Genomic DNA, 23,769 nt, shown 5'->3' with positions numbered 1-23,769 from the left:
ACGGCCGGGATGTCCCATGAGCGTCGAGGTCAGACTCGCGACCGCGGACGACCGCGAGCGCTGGAACGGATACGTCGCACAGTCACCCCAGGGTACCCTGTGTCACGAGTACGAGGCCCTCGAGGTCCAGGCCGACCACGCCGGTGCGACGCTCCATCCGCTGATCGGGTACAAGGGACAGGAGCCGGTCGGTCTCTTTCCCATCTTCGAACTCAGAAAAGGGCCTGTGACGACCGTGTTCTCGCCACCGCCACATCTCCGGGTGCCGTATCTCGGGCCAGCGTTTCTGAACATGGGGAAACTGAAACAGCGAAAGCGCGAGCGTCGCCGACAGCGGTTCGTCGACGGCTGCCTCGAGTGGATCCGATCCGAACTGAACCCGCGGTACGGTCACGTCCGGACCTCGACGGCCGTCGACGACACGCGAGCGTTCACGTGGGACGGATACCACGCGAGCCCGGAGTACACCTACGCCGTCGACCTCACGCTCGAGCGAGACGATCTCCTGATGACGTTCAGCAGCGACGCCCGGAGCAACGTCCGCAACGCCGACGACGACGCCTACGAGATCGACGTTGGCGGACCCGAAGCGATCCGACGGATTCACGAGCAGGTCGAGCACCGCTACGAGTCCCAGGGGATCGGGTTCGACGTACCGGTCGCGTTCGTCCTCGATCTCGCCGAGCGCTCGCCGAACGGTCACGTCCGACCGTACACGCTCTCCGTCGACGGCGAGTTCGTCGGCGGCATTCTGGCGCTCGAGTACGGCGCAACCACGGGCCGGTGGATGGGTGGCGTACGAACCGACGCGGACGTCGACCTGCCGACGAACGACCTGCTCGACTGGGCGATCATGGCCGACGGACTCGAGCGCGGTCTCGAGACGTACGACCTCGTCGGAGCCGACACGCGCCGGATCAACCGGTACAAAGCGAAGTTCAACCCCGATCTGGAGACCTACTACAGCCTCGAGTACGGCTCGTGGGGGATGCGGACGGTCGCGTCGCTGTACGACAGCATCAAGTGATCGTCGGATCGGTATGCGTTACTTTCGCGTCGACACGCACGCACTACCGCCGGGTCCGAAACACTGCGTCGCCGTCCGCGGCGTGGGCTCCGGCGTAACCGCATCCATAACCAAGGGCGGACGCGACGGACGCCGCGACGATGGACGACGGACCCTCCCCCCAGACGTTGCTCGTCGGCATCGACGCGGCCTGCGATCGGATCCTGTCTCCCCTGTTCGACGACGGCGAGCTCCCGACCCTCGAGTCGATCTACGAGACCGGCACGAGCGCCACGCTCGAGTCACAGATCCCGCCGTGGACGGCCTCGGCGTGGCCGTCGCTCTATACGGGCAAGAACCCCGGCAAACACGGCGTCTTCGGCTTTCTCTCGTTCGAGGGCTACGACTGGGACGTGGTCAACGCGACCGACGTTCGCGAGCCGGCACTGTGGGAGTTGCTCGATCGCCACGGCCTCTCGAGCGTCGTCGTCAACGTCCCGGTGACGTCCCCTCCGCGGACGTTCGACGGGGCGTTGATTCCGGGCTACACCGCGCCGGAAGATCCCGACTGCCATCCGCCCGGCCTGCTCGAGGACGTCCGGGAGGCGGTCGGCGAGTATCGCGTCTACCCCGACGAGGACACAGCCGACCTCGCGGTCGCGTATCGCGACTGCGTTCGACGCCGCGGCGAGGCGTTTCGGTATCTCCTCGATCGGTTCGAGCCCGACTTCGGCTTTCTCGAGTTCCAGGCGACGGACTCGATCTTTCACGAACGGCCCGACGACGAGGCGGCGATCCGAACGATCTACCGCGAGGTCGACCGACAGCTCGAGGCGACGCTCGAGGAGTACGAGCCCTCGAACGTGCTCGTCGTCAGCGATCACGGGATGGGGCCGTACGAGGGACGGGAGTTCCGTATCAACGAGTACCTCCGCGAAACGGGCTACGTCGAGACCGAACGCGGCGGCGGGATGCCGACCTGGGCGACGGTGCGAGACGACGCTCTCAAAGCAGGCGAGGACGCCGCCCAGTACGATCGAAGCGTCGCCGAACGGGCCATCGCGGCCGCCGCGGGCGTCGGACTCACGAGTCAACGTCTGGGAGCCGTCCTCCGACGGCTGGGACTCGAGGATGCGGTCGCAACCGCCGTTCCCTCGGGGCTCGTCACCGCCGGGGCGACGTCGGTCGACTTTGCGGAGTCGACGGCGTACGTTCGATCGCGGATCGAACTCGGCGTGCGTCTCAACCTCGACGGTCGCGAGCCAGACGGCGTCGTTCCGCCCGACGCGTACGAAGACGTCCGGAGCCAGCTGATCGACGAGCTTCGGTCGGTCACGACGCCGGAGGGAGACCCCGTCTTTGAGACGGTCCAGCCCCGGGAAACGTACTTCAACGGGCCGGAGAGTGAAGCCGCCGTCGACGTCGTGACCGTCCCGGCAGACTTCGAGCACTTCCTCTCGGCGACGCTTCGGAACGAACAGTTCGGCCCGCCCTCGGAGCCGTGGAACCACAAACTCGAGGGAACGTTCGCGGCCCGGGGCGTCGACGTCGATCACGCCATCGATCTCGGACACGCTCACCTCTTCGACGTCGCGCCGACCGTCCTAGCGACGCTCGACGTCCCCGCCGGCGACCGGATGGACGGTCGAGTGCTCCCCTGTGTCGAACGATCCGGCCGGCAGGAGTATCCGCGGATCGACGGCGACCGGTCGGTCGAGACCGCAGACGAGGCCGTCGAACGACGACTCGCCGATCTGGGCTATCTCGAATGACTGCGTTCCCGGTCGCTGGAGACGGCGAACCGACCAGTGGCGGTCACCGGCTCTCGTCGAGGTCTTCTGCGATCGACGCCAGGCTATCGCTTGGCGGTTCGCGTGCCTCGTAGACCGCCGTCTCGCCCGGCGCTCGCAGTCCGTACAGAAAGTCCGGTTCGACCACGTCGAGAAGGACCGAGCCGCCGACCCGGACGTCGTGGTTGTCGATCCACGACGACAGCCGATCCTCGCCGTCACCGGGAGCGCGGGCGAACCGCGGCGAGTCGTAGACGCCCGGAATCGAGACGTCCTCGCCGGTCAGCGCCCGCTCGGGGCGTGCGAACAGCTCGTCGCCGTCGAGGACGAGCCGGACGACCTCTTCGACCGGGATAGCGTCGCGATCGGCCGCCGGTATTTCGAGCCGAACGCCCGTCGCCGTCTCGGCGAGCGTCGTCCGGACGGTCCGAACCGACGGATGATCGTTCGAGACGCGGTCTCCCATTCCGATCGAGTCAGTCCTCGCTCTCGCCGTCGCCGAGCAGCTCTTCGACGTCGGCGCTGCCACGATCGACGACCTTGGCGTTGATCTGGGCAACGGCGTCGGAGACCTCGCCGCCACGAACCGTAATGCGGCGTCGCTCGCCCTCGCGTCGGGGCTTGTAGCCCGTCTGACGTTCGTCCATCAGCACTTCCTGGAGGTTCGCGCCGTCGACGTCCGCGTTCAGCGGTCGGCCGGCGTCGTCGGAGCCGCCGGTGATCTCGAGCGTGTAGCCGTCGAGGCCGACGGCACCGCCGTCTACCTCGTCACCGATGGACTTGCCCATGAACCGGTTTGCATCCTGATCGTCCGCCTCAAGCTGGTGGGCCATCCCCGAGTCGGGATCGCCAACGACGACAGTGAAACTTGCCATGCCCGACGGAAAACGGCCGTCGGTCAAAAATACGTCGATCGACCGGCCGATCGACGGCCGGCAGGCGACGATCGAAGAGCCAAGTGTGTCACCCGCGTAGATCGTCTATGTGCACCTGCATCGATCCGGATCGGCTCGAGTCCCGTCTCCGCCAGGAGTTCGGCGGATCGGCAGGCGAGGCCCGGACGGTGGCCCGGCAGGCGGTCGATCTCGCCGACGCCGGCCGCTACGTCGAGGACGTCGGCGCCAAGTTGACGACGGACGTCGTGATCGAAGAACTCGCCGACGCTCCAAACGGTACCCCGGCGGACCGCTGGAACTGGTGGATCGGCTCGCTCGAACTCGCGTTCGGCGGGTACGAGCGGTTCGGGGTTCGGCGATATCGGCCATGAGCGGTAGACGCCGCCGGAGGGAAACTCCTTTTTGTCATCCTGACCAACCGGTCAGTCAGTGACCGATCCCGACGTACGCGAAGAAATCATGGCTGCAACCTACGAGGTGCTGTGTGAGCACGGCTACACCGAACTCACGGCACGAGACATCGCCGACCGAACGGACAAGAGCAAGTCACGGCTGTTCTATCACTACGACTCTACGGACGCGCTGATCGCCGACTTCGTCGACTTCCTGCTCGAGGAGTTCGAACGCCGGGTCGCGGCGGCGGACGATCGCCCGCCGGTCGAACGGCTCGCGACCTTCGTCGACAGCTACCTCTACGAGCCTTCGTCTGACGCCTCCTTTCACACCGCGTTACTCGAGTTGCGGGCGCACGCGTCCCGTGACGAGCGATACCGCAAGCGATTCGCCGAGAGCGACGATCGGCTCCGGACGATCCTCGAGGAGATCCTCCGTGACGGCCAGGCGGCGGGCCAGTTCCGGGAGCACGATCCGGGTCGGATCGCGGCACTGTTGCTCGCAGCGCTCGATGGTGCCCTGGTCAGAAAGCTCACCGTCGGCCGTGACTCCTACCCCGACGAGGTGCGAGCGGCGACGAGTGAGCTCGTCCTCGAGGAGGTGCTCGCAGACGACGTCGTGTTCCCAGCCAAACGGAACGTGACTCCGATCGCCGGTTTCGAGGGGACGGACCGAACCGCGCCGGAATCCGACCGGGCGGCCGAGAGCCGACGACACGAGTGAGCTGACATGACGGGTGTTCTAACGACGCACGTGACGGATCGACTCGAATCGTCGCTGACGGGACTGTCATCGGCGACCGGCGCGGTCGCGCGCGACGCCGTCGTCCGATCGATCGACGCCCCCGTCACCCTCGTCGGGGCGACCGGCCGAGCGAGCAGCGCGCGACGCGACGGCGACCTCCGGACGGTCGCGACCGCCGTCGCCGCCCTCGCCGGCTACGTTCGTCTCCGCGAGGACCTCCTCGAGGGTCGATACGAGACGGCGCGAGAACGGGATCTCGCACTCCTCGCGAGCGATCACTTGCACGCGACGGCCCACGAGACGATCGCTGACGCCGACCTGCCGGTCGATCGGCAACTCGCGTGTTATCGGCTGCTCACGAACGGCTCGCAATCGCTCGCGTCGACGCTGTTTACGGCGGCGGAGACTCGTCCGGACGAGACGACGATCGACCGACGTCGTCGACCGCGGGCGGTCCTCGCCGCCACCGGCGGTGCGCTCGGAGCGGCAGCCGCCGGCGGCACGGACGAGGTCGTCTCGGCGGCGTCGACCTACGGCGAGTCGGTCGCGGCGGCTGCCGACCTCGCGTGTCGGTCGACCGACTCGAGCGAGGCGTTCGAGACGCTCCGTCGTGCCCTCGACGGCGATCGGCTCGCCCGCGAGGACGCGCCGGTCGCCGCCGACACGACCGAGACCGAGATCGATCGCCACCTCGAACGGGCCCGAGACGTCGTTTCGGTCCTCCCGGCATCGCCAGCCCGGACACGACTCGAGCGAGCGATACGGACGTTCACACCGGAGCGAAGAGAATGACCGATCGCGCTCGCCCGACGTGGCCGGCGTACGTCCTGACGGTCTTTGCGGCCGGGTTCGGACACGTCTACCTCGGCCAGTGGCGTCGCGGCGGGCTCTGGTTTCTCCTCTACGTCCTCGCGCTCGCGTTCTTGAGCGCCCGGACGCTGTCGGGCGCGTTCGATCCCGGGAGCCCGTTTTTCGTGACCGCGTTACAGTTCGAGGAGGTGAACTACGCCGACGTCGCCGTTCCACTCGCCGTACTGCTCGTCTGTTTACTCGACGTCTACCTGCTGTCGCTGGCCGGCGAGGCGAGCGGTGACGACCGGCGGTAACTCGATTCCGTCGTGAAGACGGATACGGTTTTGTGGCTCCCTGCCGAGGCGACGGATACACGTGACGCTTTCGTACCCGCAGTTTCTGGTGAACTACAAGGTCTACGAGGGAACGGCCGGCGAGGACGGTCTCGAACTCGCACGCACGATCGAAGCCGTCGCCGAGGAGACGAGCGGACGGTTCGCCGTGGCTCCCCAGACACCTGACCTCCGGCTGGTCGCCGAGCGAACCGACCTCGCGGTCGTCGCCCAGTCGGCCACGTCCGCCGAAAGCGGCCGCGGGAACGGCCGGATCACGCTCGAGGCGGTCGCCGCCGCGGGGGCCGACGCCGTGCTCGTCAACCACCCCGAGAGCCGCGCCACCGTCGACGACCTCGCACGTACGATCGACCGCTGTGACGACCTCGAGCTCGAGTCGATCGTCTGTGTCGGCAGCCTCGAGCTGGGAAAGGCGGTGGCGACGCTCGAGCCGGGTTGTCTCCTGTTCGAGAAACCCGAACGCGTTGCGACCGATCGCCCGCTCACCGAGACTCACCCCGACCTCCTCGAGGAGTTCGTCGAGACGGTCGCGGAGGTGAGTCCCGAGACCAGCGTGCTCGTCGGCGGCGGCATCTCCGGGGCCGACGACGTCGAGCGGGCACTCGAGCTCGGTGCCGACGCGGCTGGGGCGGCCTCGGCCGTGATCGAAGCCGACGACAGGCGGACGTGGCTGACCGACGTGGGCGAGGTCGTTGCGCGGTATCGGTGAGATCCCGTCGGAAACGACGATCTTGCCCGTACGAGAGGCTGTCATCGGACGGTTCGCACGGCGTTCCTTTCACCCCAGTCGGACAGAACTATCCGTTCACTAGCCTGCGCACTTACCGAATACGAAGCAGGATTATCAGACCCGCTAATGGAAGTAGGAAGGCAGGCAAAATTCCTCCGAGAAGTAGCAATTCCAGAGGGAGAAAAAAGATAAGCATTAGTACAAGGTTGCTAACCAAAAGTGCGATAATCAGATTCAGACGGAAGATGACTGGGTTCTCGTTCATTATTTCGTATTTCTACCTACTCCCGAATATGTGTCTTGTGAGTTGACTACTTGGCCTGTACTTACCGTTTGTCGAGTAATCATAGCGGGAATATGTAAACTGTTCTATGACACTCTCTGAACGAGGGAGCGTCCGAGCTGTCGGTTCAAGCTCGCTTCCGAGCGCTCAGCGAGATACTCTTCACCCCGTAGGCCTGACACGCGTTCGCCGCCTGTTCGGAGACGAACTCGTACTGGGAGTTGTCCCGAACCTCGAGGACTTCGAACCCCGCAGTTTCGACGAGTGACGCGTAGCTGTCGATCTGTTCGGCACCGCCGATACAGGCCGCCCAGAGGTCCGCGTCGGACTTGATGCCCGCGGGGAGTCGTTGTTCGCTGACGATGTCGGCAAGCGCCAGCCGCCCGCCGGGTTCGAGCACCCGGCCCGCCTCCTCGAAGACCCGCTCTTTCTCGGCGGAGAGGTTGATCACGCCGTTCGAGATCACCGCGTCGAACGATTCGTCATCGAACGGCAGGTCTTCGATGTACCCCTCGCGGAAGTCGACGTTGTGAAAGCCGCCCTCCGCCGCCAGGATTCGGGCCTTCTCGACCTGCTCGTCGGTCATGTCGACGCCGGTCACCGACCCGCCGTCGGCGACGTGTAATCCGGCGACGAAGGCGTCCATCCCCGAGCCGCTGCCGAGGTCGAGCACGTTCTCGCCCGGCTCGAGCGCGAGGGTGTCGAAGTAGTAGCCGACGCCTGCGAAGGAGTCGACCGCCGCGTCCGGAACGGCGTCGAGGTCGTCGGGGTCGTAGCCGAGCCGTTCAGCGAGGTCGCGACCCGTCTCGAAGTGGAAGTCGGCCTCTGCCGACGCCGCGACGTCGCGGTACATCGATTTGACCTGCCGTTCGAGTTCGGCTGTGTCGAGTGAGTTACCCATCGTCGATCAGTCCCTGCCCGCCACCTGTGCGGGAGTGTTCAACGGTCAACTCGACGTCCTGTGCGAGCGAGACGAGCGTGTAGACGGGCGCTCGCCGTGCCCACTCGTCGATCAGGTCCGCCTCGAGGTCGTCGCCGTCGACGTCGATCTCCGCCGTCAGATTTTCGAAGACGGCGTCGGCCTCCCCGATGTCCGCGAGGTTGAAGAGGACGGCCGGATCGAAGTCGGTCCGGACACGCGTCTCGAGGTGTTCGACGTCAACGCCGCTTGCGACGGCGTTGATGGTGATACCGACGTTGATACAGGCGGCGAGTGCCGACAGCGCGGCTTCGATCGGCTCCATCCGGTCGGTCGCACCGACCCAGCCGCCGGCGTCGAGTACCTCCTTCCAGCCGCCGTAGGGAACGGTGTACTCTCGCGTTTCGCGGTCGATCGTCTCGCCCCCGAGTTCGTAGCTATCGATCTTCGCTACGCTGTGTGCGCACGTCCCCTCGTAGGTCGCGGACGCGCCGAGTCCGAGCTGGACGGCCTCCGGATCGGCGGCCGCGTGTTCGGCGAACCCCTCGAGCGTCTCGAGGTCTACACCGTGTGTGAGTCGCTGGTCGTCAGTCATTTGGTATCGCCTCTCGGCGAGAGAGACTACGAACCAGACGTTGTTGTAGCTATTTCGTGACATTCCAGCAGTTGCTGCCGTTCTTGCACCTGCTGACGACGAGTCACCGGCTGCGATCCGGTACCGGAAGAAACCGCTGGCACGCTCACACCGCCGGGACGATCACTCCACGATCGCGTCGGGCTCGAGCGGTCGCGCCTCGCTCTCGAACGCCGCGTACGTCGATTCCGCCCATTCGCGAACCGCCGGGACGTCGGTATCGATCACCGCCTGGACCGCCCCGCTGTCCTCCTCGTAACAGCTGATGATGACTCGGCCGTCGAGAAGGCCGATTCCGTACGAGGGAGGGTCGTCGTGCTCGAGAACCGCAAAGTTGTCTTGCATCATCATCCCCGAACTCCGCTCCGGGTACGTCGAAATGAAGTATGTGTGACAGCTCGGTCGGTCGACCAGCGTTACGTCTATCCCGTCGTCGATCCGTTCACGAAGCACGTCCAGACAGGGCTCCATCAGGGCGACCTCGGGTCTAAGAAACCGCAACGCGTTCGTCTCCCGGAGAAGCGACTCGAATCGGTTCACCGGGCAGTACGGGGCGTCGGGCTCGGCGACGGTTACGGTTACTTCCGATCGCGTCTCGATCGCGGCCTCGAGTACGTCGTCCGGAAGCCAGTGCCAGACGTCGCGTAACCCTCGTTCGGTTTCGATCCGATCGAGCAGTTCTTCCATCCAGTCCGCGACGGCTGCTCCAAGCTGTGTCGCCTCGTACTGGTATCCCTCTTTGCGGATCCAGGTTCGGTCTTCGAACTCCCGGAGGGTGCGTCGAATTGTCGACGACGAGACGCCGGTCAGCTCACAGAGTTCGGAGCGACTCCGCGGACGGTCCGTCATCGCGACGAGCGCCGGAACGCGGTGGTCGGACCGTGTGAGATACGCGACGTCACCGATCGCCGAATCCGCCGTTGTCGATCGCATGTCACCGTTTGTCATAATGTGAGTACAGACGCTACCGGAATAACGGTTTTCTCAATCCAGACTCACGCTTCGTGACGCCGGTAATACCAACCGTGGGTCACGAGCCCTGTCGCTCCCGAACCGACGGGAACAAACCGCCAGAGCCACAACGTCCACCGAATGCGACTCGAGTTCCTGGGTGGCGCAGGCGAGGTCGGCCGCAGCGCCGTCCTGGTGAACGATTCGTTGCTGCTCGATTACGGGGTTCTGACCGGAAATCCGCCGCAGTATCCCGTCGGGAGCGTCGATCCCGACGCGATCGTCGTCTCACACGCCCATCTCGACCACGCCGGCGCGGTGCCGGCTCTGCTGTCGGGCGATGCCCGCCCGCCGATCCACTGGACGCCGCCGACGGCTGAACTCGCCCGCTTGCTCGCCCGGGACACGCTGAAACTCCACGGTGGGACCTACGACTGTCCGTTCACCGAGACAGATCTCCAGCGGGTGACCCAGGTCTCCGAACACCACGGGTACGGCGACCCCTTCGAAGCCGCCGGCCACGAGGTGACATTCTACGACGCCGGACACATCCCCGGGAGCGCACACGTGCTGGTCGACGACGGGGAGACCAGGCTGCTTTACACGGGCGATTTCCACACCGATGACCAGCGCCTGGTCTCGGGGACGACCGCCCGTCCCGACGCCGACGTCGTCGTCTGTGAGAGTACGTATTCCGACGTCGAACACGAAGACCGGGACGTCCTCGAGCGACAGTTCGTCGAGAGCGTCGAGACGACCCTCTGGGAGGGAGGGACGGTCGTCGTTCCCGCCTTCGCCATCGGCCGGACCCAGGAGATGCTGCTCGTCTGTGAGGCCTACGACATCCCCTGTTACGTCGACGGAATGGGAAAACGGGTGACCGAGTTGCTTCGGGCGTACCCCGAGTTCGTCCGCGACCCGGACGCCTTGCAGCGGGCGAAATCCCACGCGCGGTACGTCACCGGTCGAAACGGGCAACGAAAACGGATCACCGACCAGCGGGCGGCGATCGTCACCACGAGCGGGATGCTCTCGGGCGGTCCGGCGATGACGTACGTCCCCGAGATCAGTGCGAACCCGACGAACAAGATCGCGCTGACGGGCTATCAGGTCGAGGGGACGCCGGGTCGGGAGCTGCTCGAGACCGGCAGCGCCGAGTTCGACGGGCGGGTAACACCCGTCAGCGCACAGGTCGAGTCCTACGACTTCTCCGCACACGCCGATCGGGACGGGCTATACGAGTTCCTCGAGTCCTACCGGGACGCCGAGATCGCGGTCGTCCACGGCGACAGGTGCGAGGCGTTCGCCTCGAAGCTTCGGGAGAGGGGATACGAGGCGACGGCGCCGGCCGTCGGCGACATCTACGATACGTGAAATGCAGTTTGGACGCCACCCGGGTTCGATCCCGGCCGGGGCCTTTATGTAGGGGACGGAGAAACGTCACCACGTTGGCGTGACATGCTCGATCACCTGTCCGGCTTCGAGAAGAGACGTCGTACTCGCGGCGGCGACCGACCGTGACGCGATCGGTACGCGAGTACGGTCCGGCCGTCGGGATCGGTAGCGTCGCCGTCGCCCACGCGATCGCTCCGGCCCGACACGCCGTCGATCACCGGGGTGACGAACCCCTGCTCGCGGACCTTCTCGGAACCGTCTTTCCCCTGCTGCTCGCACTCGCCGTCCTCTACAGTGCCGTCTGGATCCGGCGAAGCGACCTCGAGCCCGTCCACGAGTGGCGAGTGTTCGGCTGGTGTCTCGCCGGCGTCGCGGGCATCGCGATCGTCACCGCGGCGATGATCGGCCACCTACAACTGGAAGGCGAGTCCGTAAGCGGTGTTAGCCACGTGATCGCGACTACGTCGGTCGGCGGTGCGGTACTCGGCGTCCTGGTCGGCATCTACGACGCCTCGCGCACGCGCCAGCTCGAGTTGACGGCGGCGAACGAACGGAAGTTCCAGGCGGTGTTCGACGGAACGCTCGACGCGTTGCTCGTCGTGAACGACGACACGGAGTGTCTCGACGCCAATCCCGCGGCGTGTGGGCTACTCGGGACGTCCCGTACGGACCTCGTCGGCCGGTCGATGGCGGAGTTCGTCGCCGACGACGTGGCGGTCGACGCCGCCTGGGAGCAGTTTCTCGAGACCGGCGAACTGCGCGGCGAGTTTCCGCTGGTCCGGACCGACGGGGAGCGTCGCATCGTCGAACTCGCCGCGACCGCGAACGTCCAGCCCGGCCGTCACCTCGCTGCGCTCCGGGACGTCACGGATCGGAAGACCTCCGAGGAGGCGTTGCTCGAGGAACGCGAGACCGTCGAGTTCCTGAACCAGATCCTCAGACACGAGATCTTAAACGCGATGAACGTCGTGCTCGGCGAGCTCGAGCGACTGGAAACGGCCGACGATCGTTCCGCCCGCGACGACTCGCTCGAGACGATCCGCGCTCGGAGCGAGCGCATCGTCACGATCGTCCAGAACGTCCGCTCCGTCGTGAGCACGATTACCGACGACCAACCCGAGGCGGTCGATCTCTCGCGGACGCTTACGGACGTGCTCGCGGACGTCCGAACGAACCACCCCGACGCGACGGTCACGGTCCGAGACGGCGAAGTTCCCGACGGAGTCGTCGTCACGGCGGACGGACTGCTCGGCTCGGTCTTCGAGAACGTGCTCCAGAACGCGATCGAACACAACGACGGCGATCCGACGGTCGAGGTCGCCGTCGCCGTCGAGGGCGAGACCGTCGCGGTCCGAATCGCCGACGACGGGCCGGGGATTCCGGACGATCGGCAGCGAGAGATATTCGGCAGAGGTGAACGCGGGATCAAGAGTCCGGGTTCCGGGTTCGGACTCTACATCGTGGACACACTCGTCAGCCACTACGGTGGCGACGTCCGGGTCGAGACGTCCGACCTCGGGGGTGCCGCCTTCGTTATCCGACTGCCGCGTGCGAGCGCGGACGATCGGGACGACAGTTGATGTCGCTGCGCGTCGACGGAACGAACATGGCGCTTCCGACCGCCCGGATAGCCGACGTCACGACGACCTCGAATCGTCCTCGAGGACGGGGTCTGCCACGAGGTAAGCGATGGCGACTGTCCTCGTAGCCTACGGCTCGAGCGAGGGACAGACTGCGGCGAGCACCGATCCGGGGACCCTCGAGTTCGCAGGGCTGTTCGAACCGAACGAGAGCGAGGAGACGTGCTGATCGATCGCCACCTTCCCGAGTACGACGTCACCGTGACCCGACACGCGATCGTCGACGCCGACCCCGAGACGACCTACCAGGCGATGCTCGCCGTCGATCTACTCGATGTAGGCCCGATCGTCCGCGCGCTGGGATGGCTCCGGATCGTCCCGACGCACGTCCTCGAGCGCGTGCGGGGGAGACGGCCGGAGCCGATGCTCGACCGGCTCACCTTCGGCGACCTCGACGAGATCGACGAGTGGATACGTCTCGACGAGGAGCCGGGTGACGAACTCGTCGTCGGGGCCGTCGGCACGTTCTGGCAGCCGTCGATCGAGTGGCGGGAGGTCGATCCCGAGGCGTTCGCGGACTTCGACGACCCGGGTTACGCGAAAATCGCGGCAAGCCTGTCGGTCCGGCCCGACGACGAGAGCCGAACGCTGCTCACCTACGAGGTGCGAACCGCGACGACCGACGCCAACTCGAGGCGGCGGTTTCGCCGGTACTGGCGGCTGGTCCGTCCGTTCGCGGGGTATCTGATGGGAAAGACACTCGAGCGAATCGCGGCCGACGCCGAGCGGCGAGTTCGGTTCGCGGGCTATACCGCCGGACAGAACGGCTGATACATTCACCGGAGGACGTTCCCGGTGATAGTGTATCAAAGCATCTGTCCGACGGTATAATCGAGGGCGTTAATACGGTACGGACGCCGGCGGCCGACGGATCCGAGATGTTCGTCGAGCGTCGGGCCCCGGCCGACGATGTCGGCGCTGTCGAAAGCGAGAGCGAAGACGAGAGAAAAGGGAGCGGAAAGGGGAGATACCGATTTAGTCGTCTGCGGGTGCAGCGCCGCTCTCTTCGGCCTGCTGTTTCGTCCACGGGAGCTTGCCGCCGACGGCGAGCATGTCCCGTTCGCGCTCGGAGGCGTCGAGCGTCGCGGTGGCCTCCCACTCGTCGTTGACGCGGACCGTGAACTCTTCGTTGCCGGATTCGACGCCCTCGCGGACGTCGTCGACGATCTCGATGTCGTCGCCCTGGTCGATCTGCTCGTAGGTGTCCTCGTCGATGATCAGGGGGACGATACCGAAGTTAAAGAGGTTCGCACGGTGGATCCGGGCGAAGCTCTGGGCGAGGACGCCGTCGATACCGAGGTACATCGGACACATCGCGGCGTGTTCACGCGAGGAGCCCTGGCCGTAGTTCTCGCCGGCGACGAGGAACCCGCCGTCGGCCTCCGCGGCACGCTCGGCGAAGGTCTCGTCGACACGACTCAGCGTGAACTCCGAGAGCTTGTCGATGTTCGACCGGTACATCAGGATGTCCTGGGTCGCAGGAATGATGTGGTCGGTCGTGATGTTGTCCTCCATCTTCAACAGGGCCTCGCCAGCGAGGTCGCTCTCGAGGTCGTCTTTCAGCGGGACGTCGCCGATGTTCGGCCCCTTGATGAGTTCGTCGTCGACGGCCTCCTCGGGGGCGATGAGATCTGTCTTGGAGCCGTCGTACTCGTCGGGGAGCTCGATGCCGGGTGCCTCAAGGTCCTCCTCTTCCTCTGTGAGGTTCCGTGGGTCGATGATCTCGCCTTTGATGGCGGCGGCGGCGGCGACCTCGGGCGAACAGAGGTAGACGTTGTCGTCCTCGATACCCGAACGGCCCTCGAAGTTGCGGTTGAACGTCCGCAGGGAGACCGAATCGGAGGCGGGCACGTGGCCGATGCCGATACAGGCACCACACGTCGCCTCGGAGAAGTTGACGCCGGCGGCCATCATCTCCGCGACCCAGCCCTCACGGGCGAGCATCTCGGAGGCCTGCTTGGAGCCGGGGGCGACGATGGTTTCGGTCTCCATCGCGACCTCGCGACCCTCGAGCATCTTGGCGACGGGGAGGATGTCCTCGTAGCCACCGTTCGTACAGGAGCCGACGATGACCTGCTCGACCGATTCGCCCTCGACTTCCTTGACGGGGACGACGTTGTCGGGCATCGACGGCTGGGCGATCAGCGGCTCGAGGTCGCTTAAGTCGACGACGATCTCGTCGTCGTACTCGGCGTCCTCGTCGGGCTGGATCTCCTCGTAGTCCTCGGGGCGACCGACGCGTTCGAGGTAGTCTTTGGTCTGCTCGTCGGTCGGGAAGAGCGACGAGGTCGCGCCGAGTTCGGTGCCCATGTTCGTGATGGTCATGCGCTCGGGCGCGGTGAGCGTCTCGACGCCGGGGCCGGTGTACTCGAGGATCTTGCCGACGCCGCCCTTGACGGTCAGTCGCCGGAGCAACTCGAGGATGACGTCTTTCGCCGTTGCCCACTCGGGGAGTTCGCCCTCGAGGCGGACGTTGACGACCTCGGGCATCTCGATGTAGTACGGCGCGCCACCCATCGCGACGGTGACGTCGATCCCGCCGGCACCGATAGCGAGCTGGCCCAGGCCGCCGGGCGTGGGGGTGTGCGAGTCAGAGCCCAGTAGCGTCTTTCCGGGTGCCGCGAAGTTCTCGCGGTGGACGTTGTGACAGATGCCGTTTCCGGGACGAGAGAAGTGAGCCCCGAACGTGCCAGCAGCAGAACGCAGGAAGCGGTGGTCGTCGGTGTTCTTGAAGTCGAACTGGTAGGTCTGGTGGTCACAGTACTGGGCGGCGATTTCGGTCTGGACCTCGTCCAACCCCATCGCTTCGAACTGGAGCCAGACCATCGTCCCCGTCGTGTCCTGTGTCAAGACCTGATCGATCTCGATCCCGATCTCCTCGCCGGTCTCGAGTTCGCCCTCGACGAGGTGGTCGTCGAGGATCTTCTCAGTGAGTGTCTGTCCCATAGCGTCTGAACCTCGACTGTCCGCCTTGATAAATCCAGCGTGTTTCTGTCGAGGATGACCGTATGAGACTCCAAGACACCGAACGCTTGCCGTGTGTGTCGTGACGGTTTCGGTTCGTCAGCGAGACGATGACACGCCAACTCGGTTGCCGGGCTGGTGGCTCTGACCGTCCCAATATCCGTGACCGATCTCACGGCCGAGACCGAATCCGACGCGAGTGATCGTCCGATCCGGACGCGACAGGTTTTTGCCGGCTGCCCGTTCTCACGCGGACATGCATCGTTCCGGAGCTTTCGTCGCGGAACACGTCTCGCCGGTCGACGACGAGCAGATCCAGCCAAACGGCGTCGATCTCACCCTCGACGTCGTCTTCGAGCAACGCGAGCCCGGCCGCATCGCCAGCGACGGCACAGAGATCGGCGACCGAATCGCACGCCCGCTCGAGGAACGCGACCGGATCGCCCCCGAGACCTACTACCTGCCGACGGGCTCGTACGTCGTCCGATACGGCGAACGGATCGCGATCCCGGAGGGCCACGTCGGCTTCGTCTACCCGCGTTCGTCGTTGCTTCGCAACTCCTGTATGCTCAACACTGCCGTCTGGGACGCCGGCTACGAGGGACGAGGTGAAGGGCTGTTACAGGTCGGCCACGACGTCGAACTCGAGCGCGACGCCCGGATCGCCCAACTCGTGCTCGCGGACGCCGATCACGAGGATGTCTACGACGGTTCCTATCAGGGCGAGAACCTCGAGTAGCCACGGTCCCGGCCCCGACCGCGGGCGGTCGCAGCCTCGAGCGGAGATCCACGAGCGTTTTATCCTTCGCCTTCCGAGTGGCCGGATATGATGGCGACGACCCACGCGTTCACCGGGCTGGCAGTCGTCGCGCCGCTTGCCTACCTCGCACCCGAGTTCGCCCTCCCGCTCGCAGTCGGCGCGATCGCCGGCGGCATCTTCCCGGACCTCGACGTCGCGTTCGAACACCGCCGGACGCTTCACTTTCCCGTCTACGGTGGCGTCGCCGCGATTCCCGCGGTCGTTCTCGCTGCCCTCTCGCTCTCGAACGTCACCGTCGGCCTCGCGGCCTTCGCCGTCGCCGCGTGGCTGCACGCCGTAAGCGACGCGTTCGGAGCCGGTCCCACGATCGATCCCTGGCGAAACCCCTCAGACCGGGCAGTGTACGACCACGTACGTGGTCGGTGGATCGCACCGCGTCGGTGGGTTCGCTACGACGGCGCACCCGAAGACGCCGTCCTCGCCGTCGGGCTCGCGATGCCCTCGCTCGTGATCTTCGACGAGTACAGTACGATCCAGGCGCTCGCCGTCGCTGGCGTCGTCGTCTCGCTGTCGTACGCGGCTGTGCGCCGTCGGCTCGTCGACTGGACCTCGGGCTGGCTCGAGTGAGCCGATCGATCACTCGAGTCGGTACCGTTCGATCCGCGAGACGGCGTACCGATACGAACAGATCGGGACAGACGCGACTGCAAGCACCAGCCCGGCCGCGAGGACGTCGACGGGGAGTGCAGCCATCGGACCGATCGGCGAGGTAAGCGCGGCGGCGATCGACTCGCGGATCGGCTCGAGTACGACTGCGGTGAGTGCGCCCACACACACCAGAACGGAAAGCGAGTAGCCGACGGCGGCGGTCTTGCTCGGCACGACGACCCGCCGATTGCGCGTCACCGAAACGGCACCGAACCGGGGAAACGCGACGCCGATCCCGGTCGCCAACGCGGCAGTCGCGACGACTCCCACGGCGGTCGCGACGAGAACTGCACCCGACGTGGCGATCGAAAGCGGGCTGAACGCTGCGGCGAGACCCACGAACGCGAGTCCCGGCGGCGCCGTCGCCACGACCGCGACGAGGAGTCGACCGCGGACGACAGCTCGAGCGGCCTCGGGAACCGACAGCGTCGTCGGCAGCGTCGCACCCTGATCGCCGAGTGGGTTCAGGGTGAACGCCATTCCCGACGCCCAGACGACGTACCCCATCAGGACCGGCGCGGCAAGCGTCGGGAGCTCGCCGGTCGTCTGGACGGATTCGAACGCGCGTCGGAGCGGTTCGATGGCGAAAACGACGGGATTTGAACCCGCGACATCTTGGTCCGGAACCAAGAACTCTGTCCACTGAGCTACGCGCCCTCGCTCGAGTAAATCGGCCACTCCTTGATAACACTTCTGACCGTCACGTCTCCCGTCTCGGAACCTCGTGGCGGCCGAACCCGTAGCGCAGTCGGTTGGCGAGCCGTCTCGAGAAGCGGCCGTCGTCGGCACGGGAGCCGAATCGTTCGGCAAGTGCGGTGTAGATGAGTGGCACCGGGACCTCCTGTTCGAGCCCCTCCTGGACGGTCCAGGTTCCGGTCGAACCACCCTCGATGCGATCGGCGACCGTTCCCAGGTCGGTCCCCTCCTCGCGGAACGCTTCCTCACAGAGCTCGAGCAGCCACGAGCGGATCACTGCGCCGTTGTTCCAGACGCGGGCGACGGATTCGAGGTCGAGATCGTATCGTCCCTCGTGGAGGAGTTCGAACCCCTCGCCGTAGGCCTGCATCAGGGCGTACTCGACGCCGTTGTGGACCATCTTGACGTAGTGGCCCGAGCCGGCGGGACCCATGTGGGCGTGGCCGTCAGGGCCGGTGGCGACGGCGTCGAAGACGGGCTCGAGCTCCTCGTAGGCGTGTTCAGGACCGCCGATCATGAGCGAGAAGCCGAGTTCGGCGCCGGCCGGACCACCGGAGGTGCCACAGTCGAGATAGCAAGCGGGACAGGACTCGGCCCGGCGCACGGAGTCCTCGAAGTAGGTGTTGCCGCCGTCGACGACGACGTCCTCGGCAGAGAGCAGGTCCTCGAGGTCGTCGAGTGCGGCGTCGACGGCCTCGCCTGCGGGGACCATCAGCCAGATTCGCTTTCGCTCGCCCAGTCGGTCGGCGAGGTCGACCACCGAGTCGGCAGGTTCCGCACCGGCATCGGCGGCGTCGGCGACGGCCGTCGGATCGAGGTCGTACGCGACGACGTCGTGGCCCGCTTCGAGAACTCGCTCCGTTACGATCTGTCCCATTCGACCGAGCCCGATTACGCCCAGTTGCATGAGGGCGTCTGCGCTCGCGGCCGTGGTAGTGGTTGCGATTTCTTACCGGATCGGTTCCTCGAGACGCGCCCAGCCGATGGCGTCGATGACGACGATTCGGTCGCGACAGCGGACGTAGATCCCGTTGTACGCCGTCCCATCTCCCTCGTAGTACGGCAGGGATCCACGGAGTGCGTCGACGACGTCCCAGGCGTCGTCGGTCTCGAGCGTGACGTGTGTCCACTCCTCGGTAGCGTCGGCCCGGAGGACACGGCCGATGGCGTCACGAACGACGGGAATCGACTGTAACTCTCGAGAGGAGACGTCGACCACGACCGCGCCGTCGGGAACGTCCTCGACGATGCGTGCGCCGACGTTGGCTTTGAGTTCGCCACGATCCGTACGCGTTCGATCGGAACGAAGGAGATAGCCGACGGCTGCGGCCGTCCCGACCGTGAGCAGCGACAGCGCCACGTCCCTACCCCTGAGCATCATACGTTCACCTTACAGTAACCCACTAAGTATTTTTCGCAGGACGGTCATGCGAGCGGATTCGACCGGGAGTCACGTCAGGTGTACCTGATGGCCACGCCAGTCGTGATCAATCCGGCGACCACGAGCAACGCGACGGCGACGACCGCGCCGGCCCGGAACACCGACAGCGCCGACCGGGCGGGCTCTCTGATCTTCTTTCCGTTGAGCCCCGACTCGAACCGTTTCGCTCCAATTTCGACGAGTGCGGCGAGGACGAGCCAGAGCGCGACCATCAGGAGTACGAGCTGGCCGTTGATTGAGGTGAACAGCCCCTGTCCGTTCTCGCCGATCGTATAGCCCGTCCCGGCGAGGTGACCGCCCGTCACGAGCAAGACGACAGCGCTCACCCGCGAGATGGTCGTGAGCTTCCCGGAGAGGGCCTCGAGCGGTCTCGTCGTGTTGAACGCGCCGTCGCGGGCAAGCGGCAGGACGACGAGCGCGACGTAGACGACGCTTCCGGCCCAGACGGCGGCGAACACCAGGTGGGTAATCCGCACCGCGGCATCGATCATATCACGTGGCTCGAAGACGTCGCGTATGAGCGTTGCGACTTCGTCCACTGGAACCGACAGACCATTTACACTCGCGGTCGAACGTCCGTCGATGGTCCGATACGAGCCGGCGGTGATCCTCCACGTCGTCCGTGGCGACCTCCACCGACGGCTCCGGTCGATCCGCGAGACACCCAGAGAGGCGGTCGGCGTGCTCTTGCTCGGGATCTTGCTCGTCGGCGTGACGGCCGGCGGCGGCGCTGGCGCGTACGCCGTCGGACGGGAACTCGGAACGGCCGCCGCGAGTGCCGACGTGGCCGTCCGCTCGAGGACGCGCGCCGTCGTCGGTCTGGTGTGGGTGGGGATCACCGTCACCGTCGCGGTCCGCACCGTCACGAAAGTCGGCGACCTCGAGCAGCCGGCGTTGCATCTCTCCTCTACCTCGATCCCCAATCTGGTCGCCGCCACGGTGCTCGCGGAGGCGGTACTCGTCGCGAGCTGGCTCGTCGTTCCGACGGCCGTCGTCGGCTCCGCGTTCGCTCTGGGAGTAGGGTCGGCGTCCGTGCTCGCCGTCCTCGCTGTCGCGACGCCGCTCGTGGTTCTCGCCGCCGTCTCGAGCGGGGTCGCGTGCGGTCTCGCGGTCCGTCACCTCCTGTCTAGCTACGAACCCCTAGCCAGGCTGAAGATACCGCTCGGGATCGTCCTCGCGCTCGCGTACGTCTCCGTGTTCGTCACCGGTCGCGTCGATTCGGTGATCACGGCGCTTTCCCGGCCGGTCCAGTTCTGGCCCGTGAGCTGGCTCGCCGACGGACTCGTCGTCGGCGTTCCCGGACTCGAACCCGCGTTCGTACCACCGGCTGCGGTCGGCGGTGTCGGGGTCGGGTTCACCGTCGCGTTGACCGGCGTCGGCGTCGCCGCTGCGGTACGGATCGGGACCGTCCACTGGCTCTCGGACTCGTCATACACGAACAGAGCAGTCGTCGGCCGCGGCTGGACGACGGTCGGACTCGAGCGACTGCTCGTACCCGTAACGACGCGTCGAACGCGCGTCGTCGCGACAACCGTCTGGCGACGGACGAAACGTGCGCCGATGCGACTCGTTTACCTGCTGTATCCCGTCGCGCCCGTTCTCGGACGTCCCGTTTTGAAACTAACACGAATCTCGTCGCAGAGTGTCGAATGTGGCGTTTTTCGTCACATTCGGGTTTCGGTATTCCGGGGGTAAAATTTGATATCAGTCCGGATCGGACTTCGACCCCGTCACGTCTGTCGATTAGTTGCGCAAACGCGGGGTGGTCGGCGTGACGACCGCCCCGTGGCCGTCGACGAACACCTCGACGTGCCAGCACTGTGGAGCCCACGTGACCGACCGGTTCGGCCGGGTGTTCGGCGACGATCGCGACGTCGCCCATCGCTGTCCCGAGTGCGATAGCTACCGACGACTGACGAGAGGATCAGCTGCTGGTGTCGACGTCGACGTTCCCGACCCCGAAACCGACCCCGGCCGTCACGGGAGCGAACCGCGAGGTGAGCGAGCGTGAGCCGCGTCGTCGAGAACGACGAGTGCGAACGGTGTGAGTCGACCGTCGCCGTCGACCGACGGCTCTGTCCCGACTGTGCTCGAGAGATCCGCCGAACGCGCGTTGATCTGCTGTGAGCGTCGCGGACAACGCCGATTGGGGGCGGACCGTCGAGACGGCCGCCTGCGATCGGTGGCCGCTCGAGCACGTCGCCGGCGACGACAGTCCGGAGTGGTTCGACGCCCGGACGGTTGCGCCGATCGAGACGCCGCTTGCCAGCTCGCCGATCGCCGAGGAGGGAACGCCCGTCGAGGTGAAGGCCTGCCGCCGGCGCTACCGTGGGCGGTATGGGCGCTGGTGGATCCGTCGCGAGAATCACGAGCGCTTGCTCGAGGCCGGCGGTGAGTACGTCCTGGCGGTGTACGATCACGCCGAGGGTGACGTCTGTCGGATGGCGTTGACGAGCGCGACGACGGTCGACGCGCTGGTGACGTCCTGGTGGGAGTGTGGTGACGGCGGTCGGTGTGCCGATCAGTACCGACAGGTGCCCTGGACGGCCGCGTTCGACGACCTTCGCGGACCTGGAGGGAGGTGAGTCGGGTGAGCACCGACGCCGATCGCGACCTCGAGGAGCGAGATCTCCGGGCAGAGTTAGAAGACGATGCGGCCGGTCACCGCGGTATCCCGGTCGACGCGATCTGCACCGGCTGTCGACAGGTTCGCGTCAAACGCGTCTCGTCGGACGCGATCACCCACCAACCACAGGCCGATCCGATCAGCCTCGAGGCGAGCGATCTCACCTCGTTCAAACACGTCTGCCACCGGTGTCAGACAGCAACGTGGTGGAACCCGGTTGCGGTCCTGACCGGTCTCGTCCGAAGCGAGCGGGGTGACGACGAGTGAGCCACGTCGAGACCTGTCCTCACGAGTGTGAGGGCCGGTTCAAGTACCCACAGTGGGGACTCGCCCCCTACTGGGGACTGACGTCGGTGATGCTCGGGCCACCCTTCGAGGGTCACCTCGAGTTCGGTGTCGACGTCGACGGCGAACGCTGGCACCTGGAGGTGTACTATCAGAAATCCGGGTTCGCCCCGCGGCTGTCCGACAATGTGACGTCAGAACGGCTCTACGAGTGGAATATCAAGGGCCGGGGCCGCGGTGAACGGAAGTGTTCGTTCAATATCTCGCCCCGGTTCCCGAACATGCGTCACTGGGAGACCCGCGAGCCGATGGATCTCCCGTGGGAGAATCAGGTCGGCGACGTCGAAGGCGTCGACGTCGAGTTTCGTTCGAGCAACGTCGAGCCGGACACGATCCCGGAGCTGCTGTCTGCGTTCTACGCGGGCGTCTTTCAGGAGGCCGACGAACGGGTGTCGCGACAGTACTGGAGCGAATCCCCACACCAGGCGAGTACGATCCACGCCTACGAGCGATACGTGCGAATCCGACGGGAATGGGCTGAAAAGCTGATTTCAGCCGGTGTGATGCACAAGATCATGCTGTTGCTCGCCGATACGGAGGGAGCGAAAGCCGAGTACAAGATCGACAACGAGGAGGTCGTCGGTCACATGCACCGATGTCTGCTCCGGCCCGACGACGCGAAGGCGTTACTCCCCGACCACCACCGCGGGAAGCAGCTGAAGAACTACCTGCTCGAGAACGCGAACTCCGTGTCGAAAGACCATCCGTCGTACCATCCGAAGTACGGCGTGCTGGTGAAGAAAAAACTGAACGGCGGTGATGCGTTCGCCTGGAGCGAGCGCGACGAGCTTCGCGAGGAGATCGACGAGACGATCCTGAACACGCTGAACTGGGCGGACGTCCCGCTGGCACCGGACGGTACCGCCGTCTACGTCCCGGACGATCACTTCGACGCCGTCGCGCGCGAGACGCCGGTCGAGCTCTCCGACGATCCTACCCCGCGCCTCGAGGCACAGCAGGAACACCTGTTGATGACGACGCTGCGAGACATGCGCGACTCCGAACAGGAGATCGCCGAACTCGTCGCCACCGACGGCGGCCAGTCCGTCGACGACCTCGAGGAGAAGACGGGGTATCACACGGCGACGGTCTACCGGGCGATCAACGAACTCGGGGAGATTCTTCAGCTCGAGGACGGTCACGTTTCGTATCGAGCACGGAAGTACCGCGAGGAGTTACGGGCGATCGCCGAGTCCGCCGAGTCCGCGATCGAAAGCTACGCCGATCGGATGCAACACATCATGGGCCTGGCCGATCACCTCGCCGAGTCCTCGCCGTTCCAGGAGTGGCTCGCGACGAACGGCGCCGAGATCGTCTTCGACGACGCGGGTGACCCCCGCCGGCTCCGGATCGACACCGTGCTGTCCTGGCTCAAGTCCGATAGCTTCGAGGACGTCCAGGCGATCGCGACGGAAGCCCTCGAGAAGTGGGTGCGCTCGGGGAACGATCCGGCTGTCCTCCGGCGGGCGCAGATGACCTGGAAGACACCCGACGGCGGCACTGAAAGCGGATTCGTCGGTACGGTCGCCGACCGCTGAACCGGCCCTCGTAGTGGCAACGCTTTTCGCTTCCTTTATTTCAGAAACCAAGGTTGGATAACAGTCGGACGGATACAATTCTGGTTGTTCTCGAGCCCACGAGGGTGGGGTCGCCGTCGCGATCGCGACGGGACGCCAGCGGGGTGCGTTCGCGCTGCGCGCGAC

Annotated in this window: 27 protein-coding genes; 17 read left to right on the top strand and 10 right to left on the bottom strand. The window is 65.8% G+C overall.

Annotated features, from left to right (window positions below):
- Positions 1–16 precede the first annotated feature (16 nt).
- Together QQ977_RS15830 and QQ977_RS15825 are read left to right on the top strand one after the other, a co-directional pair.
- On the top strand, positions 17–1,027 hold the full coding sequence (locus QQ977_RS15830) for a lipid II:glycine glycyltransferase FemX (protein ID WP_285926749.1): 1,011 nt from the start codon (positions 17–19) through the stop codon (positions 1,025–1,027).
- Positions 1,028–1,167: 140 nt separating this feature from the next.
- The gene (locus QQ977_RS15825; protein WP_285926747.1) at positions 1,168–2,778 is read left to right on the top strand and encodes an alkaline phosphatase family protein; all 1,611 of its coding nucleotides are present in this window, start codon (positions 1,168–1,170) and stop codon (positions 2,776–2,778) included.
- Between the two features lie 43 nt (positions 2,779–2,821).
- Here the strand turns inward: QQ977_RS15825 and QQ977_RS15820 are convergent, their stop codons facing one another.
- A complete protein-coding gene (locus QQ977_RS15820; RefSeq protein ID WP_285926746.1) occupies positions 2,822–3,262 on the bottom strand; it encodes a DUF7112 family protein in 441 nt (146 codons plus the stop codon).
- A gap of 10 nt (positions 3,263–3,272) precedes the next feature.
- Entirely contained in the window at positions 3,273–3,671 is a 399-nt protein-coding gene (locus QQ977_RS15815; RefSeq protein ID WP_285926744.1) for a 30S ribosomal protein S6e, read from the bottom strand.
- 107 nt (positions 3,672–3,778) lie between these two features.
- On the opposite strand from QQ977_RS15815, the gene QQ977_RS15810 reads away from it, so the two are divergent.
- The 5 genes from QQ977_RS15810 (at position 3,779) to QQ977_RS15790 (ending at position 6,683) form a co-directional block, all read left to right on the top strand.
- Positions 3,779–4,063 (top strand): hypothetical protein, encoded by a 285-nt coding sequence (locus QQ977_RS15810; RefSeq protein ID WP_285926743.1) that lies wholly within the window; start codon positions 3,779–3,781, stop codon positions 4,061–4,063.
- Positions 4,064–4,121: 58 nt separating this feature from the next.
- Positions 4,122–4,808 carry a TetR/AcrR family transcriptional regulator gene (locus QQ977_RS15805; protein ID WP_285926742.1) on the top strand — a complete coding sequence of 229 codons (687 nt, stop codon included), beginning with the start codon at positions 4,122–4,124 and terminating at the stop codon, positions 4,806–4,808.
- A 30-nt stretch (positions 4,809–4,838) separates the two neighbouring features.
- Entirely contained in the window at positions 4,839–5,621 is a 783-nt protein-coding gene (locus QQ977_RS15800) for a hypothetical protein (protein ID WP_285926740.1), read from the top strand.
- Positions 5,618–5,935: a hypothetical protein gene (locus QQ977_RS15795; protein ID WP_285926739.1), complete on the top strand. Its 318-nt coding sequence runs from the start codon at positions 5,618–5,620 to the stop codon at positions 5,933–5,935. The genes QQ977_RS15800 and QQ977_RS15795 overlap by 4 nt, the downstream gene beginning before the upstream one ends.
- A 61-nt stretch (positions 5,936–5,996) precedes the next feature.
- Positions 5,997–6,683, top strand: a complete 687-nt coding sequence (locus QQ977_RS15790; RefSeq protein WP_285926738.1) for a triose-phosphate isomerase — start codon at positions 5,997–5,999, stop codon at positions 6,681–6,683.
- A gap of 431 nt (positions 6,684–7,114) precedes the next feature.
- Here QQ977_RS15790 and QQ977_RS15785 read toward each other — a convergent pair whose 3' ends face one another.
- The 3 genes from QQ977_RS15785 to QQ977_RS15775 form a co-directional block, all read right to left on the bottom strand.
- Positions 7,115–7,888: a methyltransferase domain-containing protein gene (locus tag QQ977_RS15785; protein WP_285926737.1), complete on the bottom strand. Its 774-nt coding sequence runs from the start codon at positions 7,886–7,888 to the stop codon at positions 7,115–7,117.
- Positions 7,881–8,501, bottom strand: coding sequence for an OsmC family protein (locus QQ977_RS15780; protein ID WP_285926736.1), 621 nt, complete (start codon positions 8,499–8,501; stop codon positions 7,881–7,883). Before QQ977_RS15780 ends, QQ977_RS15785 begins: the two co-directional genes overlap by 8 nt.
- A gap of 162 nt (positions 8,502–8,663) precedes the next feature.
- Positions 8,664–9,488, bottom strand: a complete 825-nt coding sequence (locus QQ977_RS15775) for a helix-turn-helix transcriptional regulator (protein WP_285926735.1) — start codon at positions 9,486–9,488, stop codon at positions 8,664–8,666.
- A gap of 144 nt (positions 9,489–9,632) precedes the next feature.
- Here QQ977_RS15775 and QQ977_RS15770 point away from each other — a divergent pair, with 144 nt between their 5' ends.
- The 3 genes from QQ977_RS15770 (at position 9,633) to QQ977_RS15760 (ending at position 13,297) form a co-directional block, all read left to right on the top strand.
- Positions 9,633–10,865, top strand: coding sequence for an MBL fold metallo-hydrolase (locus tag QQ977_RS15770; RefSeq protein ID WP_285926733.1), 1,233 nt, complete (start codon positions 9,633–9,635; stop codon positions 10,863–10,865).
- Between the two features lie 143 nt (positions 10,866–11,008).
- The gene (locus QQ977_RS15765; RefSeq protein ID WP_285926732.1) at positions 11,009–12,466 is read left to right on the top strand and encodes an ATP-binding protein; all 1,458 of its coding nucleotides are present in this window, start codon (positions 11,009–11,011) and stop codon (positions 12,464–12,466) included.
- Between the two features lie 222 nt (positions 12,467–12,688).
- Positions 12,689–13,297, top strand: coding sequence for a hypothetical protein (locus QQ977_RS15760; RefSeq protein ID WP_285926731.1), 609 nt, complete (start codon positions 12,689–12,691; stop codon positions 13,295–13,297).
- A 204-nt stretch (positions 13,298–13,501) separates the two neighbouring features.
- Here the strand turns inward: QQ977_RS15760 and QQ977_RS15755 are convergent, their stop codons facing one another.
- Positions 13,502–15,472, bottom strand: a complete 1,971-nt coding sequence (locus QQ977_RS15755; protein ID WP_285926730.1) for an aconitate hydratase — start codon at positions 15,470–15,472, stop codon at positions 13,502–13,504.
- A gap of 247 nt (positions 15,473–15,719) precedes the next feature.
- Between QQ977_RS15755 and QQ977_RS15750 the strand changes: the two genes are divergently transcribed.
- Both QQ977_RS15750 and QQ977_RS15745 read left to right on the top strand, forming a co-directional pair.
- Positions 15,720–16,229 carry a deoxyuridine 5'-triphosphate nucleotidohydrolase gene (locus tag QQ977_RS15750; protein ID WP_285928722.1) on the top strand — a complete coding sequence of 170 codons (510 nt, stop codon included), beginning with the start codon at positions 15,720–15,722 and terminating at the stop codon, positions 16,227–16,229.
- Between the two features lie 87 nt (positions 16,230–16,316).
- The gene (locus tag QQ977_RS15745) at positions 16,317–16,877 is read left to right on the top strand and encodes a metal-dependent hydrolase (protein WP_285926729.1); all 561 of its coding nucleotides are present in this window, start codon (positions 16,317–16,319) and stop codon (positions 16,875–16,877) included.
- A gap of 9 nt (positions 16,878–16,886) precedes the next feature.
- On the opposite strand, the gene QQ977_RS15740 is transcribed toward QQ977_RS15745, so the two are convergent.
- The 4 genes from QQ977_RS15740 to QQ977_RS15725 form a co-directional block, all read right to left on the bottom strand.
- Entirely contained in the window at positions 16,887–17,588 is a 702-nt protein-coding gene (locus QQ977_RS15740; RefSeq protein ID WP_285926728.1) for a hypothetical protein, read from the bottom strand.
- A 70-nt stretch (positions 17,589–17,658) separates the two neighbouring features.
- Positions 17,659–18,561 (bottom strand): phosphogluconate dehydrogenase (NAD(+)-dependent, decarboxylating), encoded by a 903-nt coding sequence (gene gnd, locus QQ977_RS15735; RefSeq protein ID WP_285926726.1) that lies wholly within the window; start codon positions 18,559–18,561, stop codon positions 17,659–17,661.
- Between the two features lie 42 nt (positions 18,562–18,603).
- On the bottom strand, positions 18,604–19,035 hold the full coding sequence (locus tag QQ977_RS15730) for a hypothetical protein (protein WP_285926725.1): 432 nt from the start codon (positions 19,033–19,035) through the stop codon (positions 18,604–18,606).
- Positions 19,036–19,109: 74 nt separating this feature from the next.
- Positions 19,110–19,586: a copper resistance protein CopD gene (locus tag QQ977_RS15725; protein ID WP_285926724.1), complete on the bottom strand. Its 477-nt coding sequence runs from the start codon at positions 19,584–19,586 to the stop codon at positions 19,110–19,112.
- Positions 19,587–19,677: 91 nt separating this feature from the next.
- Between QQ977_RS15725 and QQ977_RS15720 the strand changes: the two genes are divergently transcribed.
- From QQ977_RS15720 to QQ977_RS15700, 5 genes are all read left to right on the top strand, one after another.
- Positions 19,678–20,790 (top strand): hypothetical protein, encoded by a 1,113-nt coding sequence (locus tag QQ977_RS15720; protein ID WP_285926723.1) that lies wholly within the window; start codon positions 19,678–19,680, stop codon positions 20,788–20,790.
- Positions 20,791–20,857: 67 nt separating this feature from the next.
- Complete coding sequence (locus QQ977_RS15715) at positions 20,858–21,106, top strand: DUF7563 family protein (RefSeq protein WP_285928721.1); 249 nt, start codon at positions 20,858–20,860, stop codon at positions 21,104–21,106.
- A 112-nt stretch (positions 21,107–21,218) separates the two neighbouring features.
- Positions 21,219–21,680 carry a hypothetical protein gene (locus QQ977_RS15710; RefSeq protein WP_285926722.1) on the top strand — a complete coding sequence of 154 codons (462 nt, stop codon included), beginning with the start codon at positions 21,219–21,221 and terminating at the stop codon, positions 21,678–21,680.
- A 5-nt stretch (positions 21,681–21,685) separates the two neighbouring features.
- Positions 21,686–21,988: a hypothetical protein gene (locus tag QQ977_RS15705; protein WP_285926721.1), complete on the top strand. Its 303-nt coding sequence runs from the start codon at positions 21,686–21,688 to the stop codon at positions 21,986–21,988.
- On the top strand, positions 21,985–23,604 hold the full coding sequence (locus QQ977_RS15700; protein WP_285926720.1) for a DNA-binding protein: 1,620 nt from the start codon (positions 21,985–21,987) through the stop codon (positions 23,602–23,604). The genes QQ977_RS15705 and QQ977_RS15700 overlap by 4 nt, the downstream gene beginning before the upstream one ends.
- The last annotated feature ends 165 nt before the right edge of the window (positions 23,605–23,769 follow it).

Source organism: Natrialbaceae archaeon AArc-T1-2, assembly GCF_030273315.1.
In the GTDB taxonomy this organism is placed as follows: Archaea; Halobacteriota; Halobacteria; order Halobacteriales; family Natrialbaceae; genus Tc-Br11-E2g1.
The sequence above is the reverse complement of the archived record's forward strand: the minus strand, read 5'-3'. Positions and strand labels throughout refer to the sequence as shown.